The 14,056-nt window shown below is 61.2% G+C and carries 15 protein-coding genes and 1 riboswitch; of the genes, 10 read left to right on the top strand and 5 right to left on the bottom strand.

What is annotated here, in order from left to right:
• Positions 1 to 10: 10 nt before the first annotated feature.
• Positions 11 to 1,594, bottom strand: coding sequence for an oxamate amidohydrolase (gene hpxW, locus FHC48_RS02650; protein ID WP_059363198.1), 1,584 nt, complete (start codon positions 1,592 to 1,594; stop codon positions 11 to 13).
• A 142-nt stretch (positions 1,595 to 1,736) separates the two neighbouring features.
• Between hpxW and hpxU the strand changes: the two genes are divergently transcribed.
• The 7 genes from hpxU to hpxK all read left to right on the top strand — a co-directional run bounded on the left by hpxU (position 1,737) and on the right by hpxK (position 8,075).
• Positions 1,737 to 2,576 (top strand): MurR/RpiR family transcriptional regulator HpxU, encoded by an 840-nt coding sequence (hpxU, locus tag FHC48_RS02645; RefSeq protein WP_059363199.1) that lies wholly within the window; start codon positions 1,737 to 1,739, stop codon positions 2,574 to 2,576.
• A gap of 191 nt (positions 2,577 to 2,767) precedes the next feature.
• Positions 2,768 to 3,550, top strand: a complete 783-nt coding sequence (locus FHC48_RS02640) for a transporter substrate-binding domain-containing protein (protein ID WP_023311064.1) — start codon at positions 2,768 to 2,770, stop codon at positions 3,548 to 3,550.
• Between the two features lie 4 nt (positions 3,551 to 3,554).
• Positions 3,555 to 4,220 (top strand): amino acid ABC transporter permease, encoded by a 666-nt coding sequence (locus FHC48_RS02635; protein WP_059363221.1) that lies wholly within the window; start codon positions 3,555 to 3,557, stop codon positions 4,218 to 4,220.
• Positions 4,220 to 4,876, top strand: coding sequence for an amino acid ABC transporter permease (locus FHC48_RS02630; RefSeq protein ID WP_071530936.1), 657 nt, complete (start codon positions 4,220 to 4,222; stop codon positions 4,874 to 4,876). The genes FHC48_RS02635 and FHC48_RS02630 overlap by 1 nt, the downstream gene beginning before the upstream one ends.
• Positions 4,857 to 5,594 (top strand): amino acid ABC transporter ATP-binding protein, encoded by a 738-nt coding sequence (locus FHC48_RS02625; protein ID WP_023292833.1) that lies wholly within the window; start codon positions 4,857 to 4,859, stop codon positions 5,592 to 5,594. The genes FHC48_RS02630 and FHC48_RS02625 overlap by 20 nt, the downstream gene beginning before the upstream one ends.
• A 13-nt stretch (positions 5,595 to 5,607) precedes the next feature.
• On the top strand, positions 5,608 to 6,849 hold the full coding sequence (locus FHC48_RS02620) for an alanine--glyoxylate aminotransferase family protein (RefSeq protein ID WP_059363201.1): 1,242 nt from the start codon (positions 5,608 to 5,610) through the stop codon (positions 6,847 to 6,849).
• Positions 6,846 to 8,075 (top strand): allantoate amidohydrolase, encoded by a 1,230-nt coding sequence (gene hpxK / locus FHC48_RS02615; protein WP_059363203.1) that lies wholly within the window; start codon positions 6,846 to 6,848, stop codon positions 8,073 to 8,075. Before FHC48_RS02620 ends, hpxK begins: the two co-directional genes overlap by 4 nt.
• Before the next feature lie 85 nt (positions 8,076 to 8,160).
• Here hpxK and FHC48_RS02610 read toward each other — a convergent pair whose 3' ends face one another.
• Positions 8,161 to 9,162: a magnesium transporter gene (locus FHC48_RS02610; protein WP_021240818.1), complete on the bottom strand. Its 1,002-nt coding sequence runs from the start codon at positions 9,160 to 9,162 to the stop codon at positions 8,161 to 8,163.
• 60 nt (positions 9,163 to 9,222) lie between these two features.
• A riboswitch (M-box (ykoK) riboswitch) is annotated at positions 9,223 to 9,392 on the bottom strand.
• 159 nt (positions 9,393 to 9,551) lie between these two features.
• Between FHC48_RS02610 and FHC48_RS02605 the strand changes: the two genes are divergently transcribed.
• Positions 9,552 to 10,055 (top strand): DedA family protein, encoded by a 504-nt coding sequence (locus tag FHC48_RS02605; RefSeq protein ID WP_059363204.1) that lies wholly within the window; start codon positions 9,552 to 9,554, stop codon positions 10,053 to 10,055.
• 1 nt (position 10,056) lies between these two features.
• Here FHC48_RS02605 and FHC48_RS02600 read toward each other — a convergent pair whose 3' ends face one another.
• Positions 10,057 to 10,806: an SDR family oxidoreductase gene (locus FHC48_RS02600; protein ID WP_021240816.1), complete on the bottom strand. Its 750-nt coding sequence runs from the start codon at positions 10,804 to 10,806 to the stop codon at positions 10,057 to 10,059.
• 100 nt (positions 10,807 to 10,906) lie between these two features.
• Here FHC48_RS02600 and FHC48_RS02595 point away from each other — a divergent pair, with 100 nt between their 5' ends.
• Entirely contained in the window at positions 10,907 to 11,266 is a 360-nt protein-coding gene (locus tag FHC48_RS02595) for a helix-turn-helix domain-containing protein (protein WP_008499836.1), read from the top strand.
• 1 nt (position 11,267) lies between these two features.
• On the opposite strand, the gene FHC48_RS02590 is transcribed toward FHC48_RS02595, so the two are convergent.
• A complete protein-coding gene (locus tag FHC48_RS02590) occupies positions 11,268 to 12,062 on the bottom strand; it encodes an SDR family oxidoreductase (RefSeq protein ID WP_059363207.1) in 795 nt (264 codons plus the stop codon).
• Between the two features lie 125 nt (positions 12,063 to 12,187).
• A complete protein-coding gene (locus FHC48_RS02585) occupies positions 12,188 to 12,631 on the bottom strand; it encodes a helix-turn-helix domain-containing protein (RefSeq protein ID WP_220418746.1) in 444 nt (147 codons plus the stop codon).
• A 152-nt stretch (positions 12,632 to 12,783) separates the two neighbouring features.
• On the opposite strand from FHC48_RS02585, the gene agp reads away from it, so the two are divergent.
• On the top strand, positions 12,784 to 14,025 hold the full coding sequence (gene agp / locus FHC48_RS02580; RefSeq protein ID WP_059363210.1) for a bifunctional glucose-1-phosphatase/inositol phosphatase: 1,242 nt from the start codon (positions 12,784 to 12,786) through the stop codon (positions 14,023 to 14,025).
• Positions 14,026 to 14,056: the final 31 nt, after the last annotated feature.

The following is a 14,056-nucleotide window of genomic DNA, read 5'->3' as shown; positions in this document are numbered from 1 at the left end:
TGTTTTCTCCTCAGAATCCGGCGGCCGCGCCGTTGCTGCGCGGGTCAAATGCCCCTTCAAACAGCCCGTTGGGGTGGCGAACAATCGCGCCCGCGTGGCCCATGGCTTCACTAAAGTCAGGGAATAGCTCCACCTCGTGGCCGAGTGCCCGCAGGCGCGCGACCGTCTCGGGTGAAAAACGCCCTTCAAGCTTTAAGGTGTCTGAGGTTTGCCCCCAGGTGCGCCCCAGCAGCCAGCGTGGGCGGGTGATGCTCTCCTGCAGGGGGACGCCCTGGACAACGTAGCGGGTAAAGAGCGCGGCCTGGGTTTGCGGCTGTCCGTCGCCGCCCATCGAGCCGTAGACCATCACGCGACCGTCCTTCAGACGCGCCGCCGCCGGGTTCAGGGTGTGGAACGGCTGTTTGCCCGGCGCGAGGGCCAGAAGATGGGCGGGATCGAGGCTGAACGATGCGCCCCGGTTCTGCCAGACGATGCCGGTATCGGGCAGCACCACGCCGCTGCCGAACTCGTGATAAAGGCTCTGGATAAACGACACGGCAAGCCCGCTGCTGTCCATCACCCCCATCCACACCGTATCGCCGGGGCCTTTTCCGGTTCCCCACGGCGCGGCGCGGCCGTCGTCAACCCTGTCGGCAAGCGCCTGCAGGGCGGCGGGATCCAGCAGTTTCTGAACATCGGTTTTCAGCGCGCGCGGGTCGGTGATGTGGGCATCGCGCAGGCCAAAGGCCAGCTTGGTGGCTTCCACGATGCGGTGAAGGGTGTCGGCGTCGTCGGCCTCCGCCATGTTCAGGCGGTCGGTGATGCCGAGTATCGCCAGCGAGACCAGCCCCTGCGTTGGCGGGGCGTGGTTAAAGATCTCTCCCTGCTGATGCTCCAGCTTCAGCGGCGTGGTGCGCCGGGCCGCGTGGGCGTTGAGATCGGCCAGCGTCACGGGGAGACCCAGCGTCTCCATGCCGTGCGCCAGGACTTCCGCCAGCGGGCCGCGATAAAAGCTGTCCAGACCCTCTTCCGCCAGACGCGTCAGGGTCGTGGCCATGGCGGGCTGGTAAAACCGGCTCCCGACCTGCGGCGGCTTACCGTCGACCAGCCAGGTTTCCGCAAAGCCCGGCACGTCCTTCAGCTCCTCAAATTTACTGGCGGTGGCGTGAGCCTGAGACGCCGTGACCGGCGTGCCGGTTTGCGCATAGTCAATGGCGTCGGCCAGCAGGCGGGCCAGCGGCAGCGCCTTGCCTGTCATCTCACGCGAGAGCTTCAGCGCCTCGTCCCAGCCGCTTACCGTGCCGGCGACGGTCAGCGCCGCACGGGGCCCGCGATGGGGGATATGCGCGAGCCCGTCGTAGGCGGCAAGCGTTGCCCGCGAACCTGCCGCGCCGCTGGCGTCAATGGCGATGGGGTCGCCTTCCGGCGGCACGATAAGCCAGAAGCCATCGCCGCCCAGCCCGTTCATATGCGGGTAAACCACGGCGATGGTGGCCGCTGCTGCGACCATCGCCTCTATCGCGCTGCCGCCTTCGCGCAGCACCGCCAGCGCGCTCTGGCTGGCAAGATGGTGGGGCGCAACGGCCATGCCGTGCGTGGAGACATTACTTTGCATGAAGCGTCCTCGTAACCCTGAAAGTCACAAGGTGCTGCAAAAGCTGTTCCAGTTCTGAAAGAAAAGTTTCAGTAAACTGGCACGTATAATGAATACATACAAAAAAGGTACAATGTAATGAAACAAAAGTTACAGAGGCGCTATGGAACAGTTAGATGAACGTCTGAAAGCACAATACCCGTCGCTGTCGCCGCAGGAGCAGCGGGTGGCGGACTTTATATTCGACCATTTTGACGATCTGATTAGCTACAACAGCGCCGAGCTGGCGCAGCTGAGCGGGGTGTCGAAAGCCACGGTGAGCCGTCTGTTTAAGCGGCTGGGCTATGAGAAATATAAGGACATGCGCGACGAGCTGCGCACCCTGCGCCAGAGCGGAATGCCGCTCACCGATAACCGCGATGCGGTGCAGGGCAACACGCTGCTGGCGCGCCACTATAAGCAGGAGATGGCGAACCTGACCCAGTGGGTCAATGCCCTCGACGCGCAGCAGTTTGCCGACGCCATAGCCTGCATGGTGAAGGCGCGGCGCATCGTCATTATCGGCATGCGTAACGCCTATCCGGCGGCGCTTCATCTGCGCCAGCAGCTGCTGCAGGCGCGCGGTCAGGTGCTGGTCCTGCCGCAGCCGGGGCAGAGCCTGAGCGAGGAGCTGGTGGACTTAACGCCGGACGATCTGGTGGTGATGATGGCCTTTCGCCGTCGCCCGCGCATCATCCGCCCGCTGCTGCAGCAGCTTCAGAGCAGCGGTATTCCGGTGCTGCTGATGTGCGAGCCGCAGGCCCACAGCCTGTTCCCGCTGGCGAGCTGGCAGCTCTGCACCCCGCTGGACAGCGTCTCCGCCTATGACAGCTATTCGTCGGTCAACAGTCTGATCAACCTGCTGGCGAACGCCTTCCTGCATGAGATCCTCGATAAAGGCCGTCCGCGCATTCACGAGATTGCCTCCCTCTACCAGCAGCTGGACGAACTCGAACAGCGATAATGGGGCATCAGGCTGGTGCTTTGCATTAAAATGGTGCATAAGGGCGGGGCGAAAATGGAGAGCGTTTTCGCCCCGCCCGCGTTTTATCAGGCTTTAAGAGAAAATTCCCCGCTTCGCCTTATCTGGCACATTAGTTGCAAAATCACCTTCAAAGAATCTTTTGTTTCATGTTAACGTTACGGGGAAGCACCATGAAAAAACTGTTAATTGCACTGGCCGGGGCCGCATGCCTCTTCACGCAGCTGCCGGCAAAGGCTGACCAGCTTCAGGATATTGAGAAGCGCGGCACGATTCGCATTGCCGTTCCGCAGGACTTCCCGCCGTTTGGCTCGGTGGGAACCGATCTGCAGCCGCAGGGCTACGACATCGACATGGCGCGCTATCTCGCTAAACAGATGAAGCTCAAGCTGCAGCTGGTGCCGGTGACCAGCGCCAACCGCGTGCCGTACCTGCAAACCGACAAGGTGGATCTGGTCATTTCCAGCCTCGGTAAAAACCCGGAGCGCGAGAAGGTGATCGACTTCAGCCGCGCCTACGCGCCGTTCTTCCTCGGCGTGTTTGGCCCGAAAGGGGCTGAACTGAAGGACGCTGCCGCGCTGAGCGGAAAAACCATCGGCGTGACGCGCGGGGCGGTGGAGGACATGGTGCTGACCGGCCTGGCGCCTAAAGATGCCGACGTGAAACGCTACGAAGACAACAACACCACGCTCTCCGCCTACCTCTCCGGCCAGGTGCAGTACGTGGCGACCGGCAACCTCGTGGTGGCGGCCATTTCGCGCCAGAACGCGGATAAAGCCCCGGTCCCGAGCTTTATGCTGAAAGACTCGCCGTGCTTTATTGGCCTGAAGAAAAACGAACCGGCCCTGAAGGCAAAAGTGGACGCGCTGATTGAGCAGGGCATCAAGGACGGCACGCTGAACGGCCTGTCAGAGCAGTGGCTGAAGGCCCCGCTGCCGGCAAACCTTGGCGCCTGAGCCGATGACGGAGCAACTTGATTTTTCAGCCCTCTGGCCGCACTGGCCGGCGCTGCTGGCGGGATTGTGGGTCACCATTCAGCTGACGGTGATGGCGACCGTCGGCGGGCTGGCAATCGGAATTTTCGGGGCGGCGATCCGCAGCGGACGCACCACCTGGTACAGCCGGATCTGGGGCGCGTACGTGGAAATCATCCGCAACACGCCGTTTGTGGTGCAGCTGTTTTTCATCGTCTTCGGTCTGCCGAATCTCGGGCTGAAGATGACGGCGGGGGAAGCGGCGCTATTGGCCATGGTGGTCAACCTGGGCGCCTACAGCACCGAAATTATCCGCGCGGGCATTCAGGTCACGCCGAAAGGGCAGTGGGAGGCCGGGCGCGTGCTGGGGCTGACCCGCCTGCAGACCTTTATTCGCGTGGTGCTGCCGCCCGCGCTGCAGCGCATTTACCCGGCGCTGGTGAGCCAGTGCATCATCGTGATGCTCGGCTCGTCGGTGGTGTCGCAGGTCTCGTATGAAGAGCTGACCTTCGCCGCCAACCTGATCCAGTCCAGAACGTTTTTGAGCTTTGAGGTTTATCTGGTGACAACCGGCATTTACCTGGCGCTGTCGATTACCCTGCGCCAGCTGATGATGGCGGCAGGACGCAAATGGCTGGGGGTGCAGGCATGATGACCACCTTTACCGACTGGGACATTATTCGCAACCTGCTGCTGGCCGGGCGCTGGACGGTGCTGCTGTCGCTGGTGGCGTTTGTCGGCGGGGCGGCGGTAACGCTGCCGCTCCTGCTGCTGCGCCTCACCGGCGGGCGCACGGTGAAGCGCATCATCCGCGGCTATATTGAGCTGTTTCAGGGCACGCCGCTGCTGATGCAGCTGTTCCTGGCCTTCTTCGGCGTGGCGCTGTTCGGCATCGACGTCTCGCCGTGGACCGCCGCCTCGCTGGCGCTGACGTTTTACACCAGCGCGTTTCTGCTCGATATCTGGTACGGCAGCATTCGCGCGCTGCCGAAGGGGCAGTGGGAAGCGTCGCGCTGTCTGGGGCTGACCTTTGGACAGACCCTGTTTCGCGTGGTCGCTCCGCAGGCGCTGCGCATCGGCATTGCGCCGACGGTCGGCTTTGCCGTGCAGGTGATCAAAGGCACCGCGCTGGCGTCGATCATCGGCTTTGTCGAGCTGACCAAGGCCGGGACCATGCTGACCAACGTGACCTATCAGCCGTTTAAGGTCTTTGCGCTGGTGGCGCTGGGCTACTTTATTCTGTGTTATCCGCTGTCGCGCTACAGCCGCTATCTGGAGACGAAATTCAATGCCTCTCATCACCATTAATCAGGTGCAGAAGTACTACGGTAATAACCACGTGCTCAAGGGCGTCGATCTGGATATCGACATGGGCCAGGTGATCTCCATCATCGGGCGCAGCGGATCGGGCAAAAGCACGCTCCTGCGCTGCATCAACGGCCTGGAAGGCTATCAGGACGGCAGCATCAAGCTGGGCGGCATGACCATTACCGACCGGGATTCCCAGGCGCGCGAAATCAGCCGCTCGGTGGGGATGGTGTTCCAGAGCTTCAACCTGTTCCCGCACATGACGGCGCTGGAAAACGTGATGCTCGCCCCGCGTCGGGTGCTGAAGAAAAGCGCCGCCGAATGCCGCGAATTGGCCCAGCGCATGCTGGAGAAAGTGGGGCTTGGCGATCGTCTGGATTACTACCCGTCGAGCCTCTCCGGCGGCCAGCAGCAGCGCGTGGCCATTGCCCGGGCGCTGGCCATGTCGCCGAAAGTGTTACTCTGCGACGAGATCACCTCCGCGCTCGACCCGGAGCTGGTGGGCGAAGTGCTCAAGGTGCTGGAGCAGCTGGCGGCCGAGGGGATGACGCTCATACTGGTTACCCATGAAATGAATTTTGCCCGCGAAGTGGGCGACCGCGTGGTGTTTATGCACCAGGGGAAAGTCTGGGAGCAGGGCGACAGCAAAACGCTGTTCGCCAACCCGCAGACCACGGAACTGAAGCAGTTCATCTCCTCCGTGCGCGGCCTCAACTGATAAGGACTGAACAATGGATATCGCACACTTTCCGCAAATCAACCCGCCGCAGCGCCTGCTGATGGGGCCGGGCCCGATCAACGCCGACCCGCGCGTGCTGCGCGCCATGTCGAGCCAGCTGATCGGCCAGTACGATCCGGCCATGACCCACTACATGAACGAGGTGATGGCGCTCTATCGCGGCGTGTTCCGCACCGAAAACCGCTGGACGATGCTGGTGAACGGCACCTCCCGCGCGGGGATTGAAGCCATTCTGGTCTCCGCCATTCGCCCGGGCGATAAGGTGCTGGTGCCGGTGTTTGGCCGCTTTGGTCACCTGCTGTGCGAAATTGCCCGCCGCTGCCGCGCGGAGGTGCATACCATCGAAGTACCGTGGGGCGAGGTGTTTACCCCGGACCAGGTGGAGGATGCGATTAAGCGTATTCGTCCGCGCCTGCTGCTAACCGTGCAGGGCGACACCTCCACCACCATGCTGCAGCCGCTCGCCGAGCTTGGCGCGATCTGCCGCCGCTACGACGTGCTGTTTTACACCGATGCCACCGCGTCGCTCGGCGGTAACGCGCTGGAGACCGACGCCTGGGGGCTGGATGCCGTCTCGGCCGGGATGCAGAAGTGCCTCGGCGGCCCGTCCGGCACGTCGCCGATCACCCTGAGCGAGCGGATGGAAGAGGCAATCCGCCGCCGCAAGTGCGTGGAGGAGGGTATTCGCACCGACGCCCACCGCGACGGCGACGAGGAGATGATCTACTCCAACTACTTCGATCTCGGCATGGTGATGGACTACTGGGGGCCGGAGCGGCTGAACCACCACACCGAAGCAACTACCGCGCTGTTTGGCGCTCGCGAATGCGCGCGGCTGATCCTGCAGGAGGGGCTGGATAACGGCATCGCGCGCCACAGGCTGCACGGCGATGCGCTGCTGAAGGGCATTCAGGCGATGGGGCTGGAGACCTTCGGCGACCTGAAGCACAAGATGAACAACGTGCTGGGCGTGGTCATCCCGCAGGGGATCAACGGCGACCAGGTGCGTAAGCTGATGCTGGAGGATTTCGGGATTGAAATCGGCACCTCGTTTGGCCCGCTGCACGGCAAAGTGTGGCGCATTGGCACCATGGGCTACAATGCGCGCAAGGACTGCGTGATGACCACCCTGAGCGCGCTGGAGTCGGTGCTGAACTACCTCAAATTCACCACCACCCAGGGGGCCGCCATGCAGGCCGCGTGGGACCACTATCGTCGCGAGACGCCGCAATGAGCCCGGCGGCAGAGCGGGTGATGGCGCGCGCCGACGCGCTGGCCGCCATCAGCGAAACCCCGGACGGCCTGACGCGGGTCTATCTCTCCACGCAGCATCTCCAGGCCAACCAACTGGTTGGGGAGTGGATGCGCCAGGCGGGCATGACCGTCTGGCAGGACAGCGTGGGCAATATCTGTGGACGCTACGAGGGCGCGCAGGAGGGGGCGCAGGCGGTGCTGCTCGGCTCGCATCTGGACACCGTACGCAACGCCGGGCGCTACGACGGCATGCTCGGGGTGCTCACCGCCATCGAAGTGGTGGATAGCCTGCACCAGCAGGGGCGGCATCTGGCGCAGGCCATCGAGATTGTCGGCTTTGGCGACGAAGAGGGAACCCGTTTTGGTATCACCCTGCTGGGCAGCCGTGGTCTGACGGGAACCTGGCCGCAGGGCTGGCTGGAGACGTGCGATGCCCAGGGCATCAGCGTGGCGCAGGCGATGGTGCAGGCGGGGCTCGATCCCACTCGCGTGGCGCTCGCGGCACGCCATCAGGAGGATTTCAGCGCCTGTCTGGAACTGCATATCGAACAGGGACCGTGTCTGGAGCAGGAAGGGCTGGCGCTGGGCGTGGTGGAAGCCATCAACGGCGCGCGCCGCCTCAACTGCCGCTTCACCGGCGAGGCCGGGCACGCCGGTACCGTGCCGATGAACCATCGTAAGGATGCTCTGGCCGCCGCCGCCGAGTGGATGGTGCTGATTGAAAACACCACCCGGCAGCAGGGCGGCAACCGGGTGGCAACGGTCGGAGAACTGCGCTGCCTGCCCGGCGCGGTCAACGTCATCCCCGGTGAGGTTGCGCTCTCGCTGGATATTCGCGGCCCGCAGGATGCCCCGCTGGACGCGCTGCTCGCTGAGCTGCTGGCGCAGGCGCAGGCGATTGCCGCTCGTCGCGGGCTGAGCTTCAGCGCCGAGGAGTTTTACCGGATCGCCGCCACGCCGTGCGATGCGCGTTTGCAGCGCCTGCTGGGCGACGCGGTTGAATCGGTGCAGGGGCGCTCGTTATCCCTGCCCAGCGGCGCCGGGCATGACACCATCGCCCTGGCGGAACGCTGGCCGGTGGGGATGCTGTTTGTGCGCTGTAAGGGCGGGATAAGCCACCATCCGGCGGAATCGGTGATGGCTGAGGATGTTGCCCTGGCGATTGAGGCATTTGGGCAGGCGGTGAGAGCGCTTGGTGCGATCTGATTGTTGCCCGGCGGCGCTGCGCTTGCACGGGCCTACGGGATGGGTAGGCCGGGTAAGCGGCAGCGCCACCCGGCAAGGAATCACATCACTCCAGCCCCAGCGTATATTGCGCGATCTTAAAGTAGATAATCAGCCCGGTACCGTCGATCAGCGTCGCGATAAACGGCGCGGAGACGACCGCCGGGTCAATGCCGCAGCGCTTGAGCACCATCGGAATGACGGACGAGACAATCGCACTCCACAGCGTAATGCACACCAGCGTCAGGCTGACGATGAGCGTAATCTCCAGCCCGATCCCCATCATCCAGGCTCGAATGCACCCGGCAATGCCGAGCGTCACGGCAATCATCAGCGAGGTGGTCATCTCTTTGCGCAGCACGCGGCCCACGTCGCGCAGATGAACTTCACCCAGCGCCATGGCGCGCACCAGCGTGGAGGTTATCTGCGTCCCGCTGTTGCCGCCCGTGCCGATCAGCAGCGGAATAAAGAACGCCAGCGCGATGGCGGACTCAAGCGCCTCTTCAAAATGCTGAATGACCGAGCTGGTGTAGGCTTCGGCGACAAACAGCAGCAGCAGCCAGACGGAGCGTTTCTTCCACAGGCTGAAGGCGCTGGTTTCCAGATAGGGCTTCTCCAGCGGCAGCGTCGCCCCCTGAAGCTGGGCATCTTCGGTGACGTCATCTTCCAGCAGATGGGCAATTTCCCGCTCGGTCAGGCAGCCGACGAGTTTGCCGTGGGTCACCACGGGCACGACATCTGCGTCGCCGTGCGCCAGCAGCCCTGCAACATCGGCACGTTCATCCTCCGGTTTGACCTGCAAAAACTGCGAAATCATCAGGCTTTTAATTGGCTGTACGGTATCTGTGGTCTGTAGCAGCTTGCGCACGGCAACCATCCCCGCAAGGCGTCCATTGTCTTCAATAAAAATATGCGACGGAATATCATCGTCTTTTAATTTTTTGAAGAATTGCTCGCGCGCCAGCGCCACGCATAATGCAATATCGAGGACGATAAAATCGGTATTCATATATTGCGCGACCGCGCTGTCATTGAATGCCAGGTTTTGGTTGTGAATAGCGTAAGACATAGTGAATTCCCTTTGAATAATAACATCTCTCAGGGGCGAGCAAGACAGGGCATGTCGAAGAGGAGATCCCCACGTCCTGGGTTCAGCACTGTACACCGTATCCCGCAAGGGAAGTTATACTGACAAAGCCTTGATTCGACAGTGCCTGTTTTACCCTGTGCCGGTTCTCTCGAACCTACCAGAGCGATAACGTGTATTTGTACAGGAGCCTCGCCATAACGAGATCGTTGTAAAACGAGAGGGATAATACGCCTGTTTAAATTTAGCGCTCAGAAAATTAAATAATGTTTAAGAACGGTTTAGATAAATATTATTAATAAAATGTTGAGGGTTTATTTAAGGTAATTCACTTTAAATGGAGGATTAAATAATTAACGGGAGAGAGGAAAATGGCGTGGCTTGATAATCTGCTGAATCATTTTGCGCTGTATCCGGCACATCTTTTCGCGCTGTTATTTTTGATGGCGCTGAGTAAATCGACGGTGCTGATCTCCTCCGTGCTGCCGCCCGCGTCGGTGATGCTGCTGGCGGGCATTACCGTCAGCCAGGGGAGCATGCACCCGGCGCTGGCGTGGCTGGCCGTGGTGATGGGGGCGACGGCAGGTTCGATGCTGAATTACCATATCGGCCAGCTGATGGGGCACACCCGACTGGTCGCGCGCTTTACGGCGAAGCATGCCGCTACGTTTTTACGGGTTCAGCATCAGCTGCAAAAAAACGGCGTCATCGCCCTGTTTACGTCGCGCTTTCTGGCGGTGTTGCGTTATGTCGTGCCGCTGGCGGCGGGTATGCTCAGGCTTAACGCCGTCAAAGTCTACGCCGTCAGCCTGCTTTCCGCCTGCGCGTGGGCGGCGCTGTATGTCGGCGCGGTCACCGGCATCAGCGCCTTTTGAATTACAGACTTCCCATGCCGCCGTCCACCAGCAGCTCCGTTCCCACCGTGTAGCTCGACTCGTCGGAGGCCAGATAGAGCGCGGCTTTTGCCAGCTCCGTCGTCGAGCCCATTCTGCCGAGCGGCACCAGCTTGATGATTTCCGCCATCATCGCGTTAAGCGCCTCGTCGCTTAAGCCCGTTTTCGTAAACGCCGGGGTCTCCACCGGACCGGGGCTCAGGCCGTTGACGCGGATCCCGCGCGGCAGCAGCTCCGCCGACAGCGTGCGCGCCAGCGACAGCAGGGCGGCCTTGCTCGCGGCATACACGCTGCTGGTGGGCAGGCCGATGCGCGCGCTCACGGAGCCGCAGAGGATTATCGAGGACGGGTTGTTCAGCAGCGGCAGCAGCGCCTGGATTAAAAAGAACGGCCCCTTCAGGTTGATGTTCATCAGACGGTCCCAGGCCTCTTCCTGCCAGGCTTCCAGCGGCGCGTGCGTCACGTCGCCGGCGTTGAGAAACACCGCGTCCAGGCGCGGCCAGCGGGCGGCGAGGGTTTCCGCCAGCGCTTTTTGCGAGGTGATATCGCCCGCATCGGTCGGGATCACCCAGGCCTTATCGCCCAGAATGCGCTCAGCTTCGGCGAGGGTGTCCGGGTTGCGTCCGGTCACGGCGACGCGGGCGCCTTCGGCGATAAACGCCTGCGCGGTGGCAAGACCGATGCCGCTGGTGCCGCCGGTAATCAACGTATACTTATCGGTTAAACGACCCATGTTCTTCTCCTGAAATGTCACTGGAGAAAGCACTATAGAAACGTTAGTATCGAAAGGAAACCAGGTACCAAATGGATACTAACGAGGCAAGAGGTGTGCTATGGCAGAAATGCTGGGTGAGTGCTGTGAAAAAAAATCTGAGGCCTATACCTGCCCGATGACGCAGTTTGTAAACCTGATTTCCGGCAAATGGGCAATCCCGATCCTTTATCGTCTTATTGTGATTAACACGCCTGTCCGCTTTGGCGATTTGCTGCGGGCGGCTGCACCCATCACCCAGAAAGAGCTGACGAAGCAGCTGCGACTGTTTGAACAGCGCGGGCTGGTGACGCGGACGGTCTACCCGGAGATCCCGCCGCGCGTGGAGTATCAGATTACCGGGCTGGGGTTAACCCTGCAGGATGCGCTCTCGCCGCTGGCCGCCTGGATGAGCGAGTACGGCGACCAGCTGGAGCGTTAGGCTACTGCTTTACGTAGCGCGGAGCCGGGATGCCGGTGCGCGCGCTGTTAAACAGCTCGAGGCGCGCCGCTTCGTAGCGGTCCCACAGGCTGACGTCATGCATCGGCGGGATGGTGATCGGTTCGCCCTGATCCAGACCCGCCAGTGACGCATCCACCATATCGTCGGTGGTCATCACCGATCCTTCCGGCAGATCGTCCACCGTGACGCCAGAATGGCTCCAGATCTCCGTCGCGGTCGCGGCGGGCAGCACGGCCTGAATGCGCACGTTGCTGTCGGCAAATTCTTCCTGCAGTCCGCGGGTAAAGCTCAGTACCCAGGCCTTGGTGGCGCTGTAGAGCGCGCTGCCCGCACGGACATGGAGCGATAACACCGAGGCGATATTGATCAGCGTGCCGCGATTGTTCCGCGCCAGTCGCGGGAGAATGGCGTAGGTCAGCCGCATCAGCGCCGTGGTGTTGAGGGTATTGATGGCCTGATGCTGCGCCACCTCGCCCGCGAGGAACGGCGCCATCTGCGCGGTGCCCGCGTTGTTAACCAGCGTATCAATGGCGGTATTGCTGCGCAGTTCCTCTTCCACCGCGCGGATCCCGGCTTCATCGCTGAGATCGGCCACCAGTATAGCGACGGCCACGCCGTAGCGCGCGCGCAGGTCGGCGGCGAGGGTTTTCAGCCGATCCTCGCGGCGGGCGACCAGGACCAGGTTGGCACCGCGCGCGGCAAGGCGATCGGCATAGACGGCACCGATTCCGGAAGAGGCACCCGTGATCAGGGCGGTGGTGATTTGCGTAGTCATAATGCATTACCTCAGGCAAAGTGGGTTATTTGGTTTCAATATGAAACTGAATTAACTCTCTGTTATTTGGTTTTATAATGCAACCACATTGGCGAGATTTTTTTGCTTTTGCCTGGCGGGTGGGCTCAGGAGGGGAGTTTGACCACGATCTCTTCAGGCGTCAGTTCGCGCCCGTCGTCGGCGATAAGCATCAGTTTTCGCAGCGGTTTGCGCTGTTCGCTATCGACGAGAACGGTGCCGCATTCGTTTTCCGCGAACAAAAATTCATTGCCCCACTGGGACAAGGCAACCAGCACGGTTTGCAGGGCGCGTCCCTTGTCGGTCAGGACGTATTCCTGCCAGGCGCTGCCGTCGGAGGCGGGCTGAAGCCGGAGGATGCCTTCCTCCACCAGCAGCTTGAGCCGCGTGGTCAGCATGTTTTTCGCGATACCGAGGCTTTTCTGAAACTCGCCGAAGCGTTTAATACCGCGAAGCGCGTCTCGAACGATCAGCAGCGACCACCAGTCGCCGATGATATCCAGCGAACGGGCGACGGGGCAGGTGCTCTCTTCAAGGCGGGTACGTTTCACAGCGAATTCTCCGGTGGGGTGCGGTTTTATTATAAAACTAATTGGCACACTCCGTAAGCACGTTAATCATCAGTTTGAGAAATGCTTCCCGGAAAATTGTGACGAACCTGTCACACTGAACGCGACATTTTAAAACGAGTGAGGAATTAGGGATGAGAAAAGCACTACTCGCGCTGGCAGTCGCCGGTTCCATTTCAGCAACGTTTGGCGTACAGGCGCAAGAGACGCCGGAAGGGTATCAGCTGGAGCAAGTTTTAATCATGAGCCGTCACAACCTGCGCGCGCCGCTGGCCAATAACGGCAGCGTGCTGGAGCAGTCCACGCCGAAGCAGTGGCCGGAGTGGGAAGTGCCGGGCGGCCAGCTCACCACCAAAGGTGGCGTGCTGGAGGTCTATATGGGGCACTACATGCGCGAGTGGCTGGCGCAGCAGGGGATGGTGAAGACGGGAGAATGTCCACCGGCGGATAGCGTTTATGCTTACGCTAACAGCCTGCAGCGCACCGTCGCCACCGCACAGTTCTTTATTACCGGCGCGTTCCCGGGCTGCGATGTGCCCGTGCACCATCAGGAAAAAATGGGCACCATGGACCCGACATTCAATCCGGTGATTACCGATAACTCGCCGGAATTCCGCGAAAAAGCGCTCAAGGCGATGGAGTCCGAGCGGCAGAAAATGCAGCTTGGTGAAAGCTACAAGCTGCTGGAGCAGATGACCCACTACGCCGACTCGCCGTCCTGCAAAGAGAAAAAGGTCTGCTCGCTGGCGGACGCGAAAGATACCTTCAGCGCCGACTATGAAAAAGAGCCCGGCGTTTCCGGGCCGCTGAAGGTGGGCAACTCGCTGGTGGACGCGTTCACGCTGCAGTATTACGAAGGCTTCCCGGCCGACCAGGTCGCCTGGGGCGAAATCAAAACCGACCAGCAGTGGCGCGTGCTGTCGAAGCTGAAAAACGGCTATCAGGACTCGCTGTTTACCTCTACCGAGGTGGCGCAAAACGTGGCGAAACCGCTGGTGAAGTATATCGATAAAACGCTGGTCACCGAGCAGGCGAAAGCGCCTAAGATCACCCTGCTGGTGGGGCATGATTCGAACATTGCTTCCCTGCTCACCGCCCTCGATTTCAAACCGTACCAGCTGCACGACCAGCAGGAGCGCACCCCGATTGGCGGCAACATTGTCTTCCAGCGCTGGCATGACAAAAATGCCAACCAGGAGCTGATGAAAATTGAGTATGTCTATCAGAGCTCAGAGCAGCTGCGCAACGCCAGCGTGCTGTCGCTGCAGTCTCCGGCGCAGCGCGTGACGCTGGAGCTGAAGGGCTGCCCGGTGGATGCGAACGGCTTCTGTCCTGTTGATAAATTCAATGCGGTGATGAATAACGCGGCGAAGTAAAGGAGAACCCCCCGCGTAATGGCGGGGGGAA

The sequence above is a fragment of the Enterobacter sp. EC_50 genome (assembly GCF_019584525.1).
Taxonomy (GTDB): domain Bacteria; phylum Pseudomonadota; class Gammaproteobacteria; order Enterobacterales; family Enterobacteriaceae; genus Enterobacter; species Enterobacter roggenkampii.
Note: the sequence above shows the minus strand (reverse complement) of the source record. Positions and strands in the feature narration are given on the sequence as shown.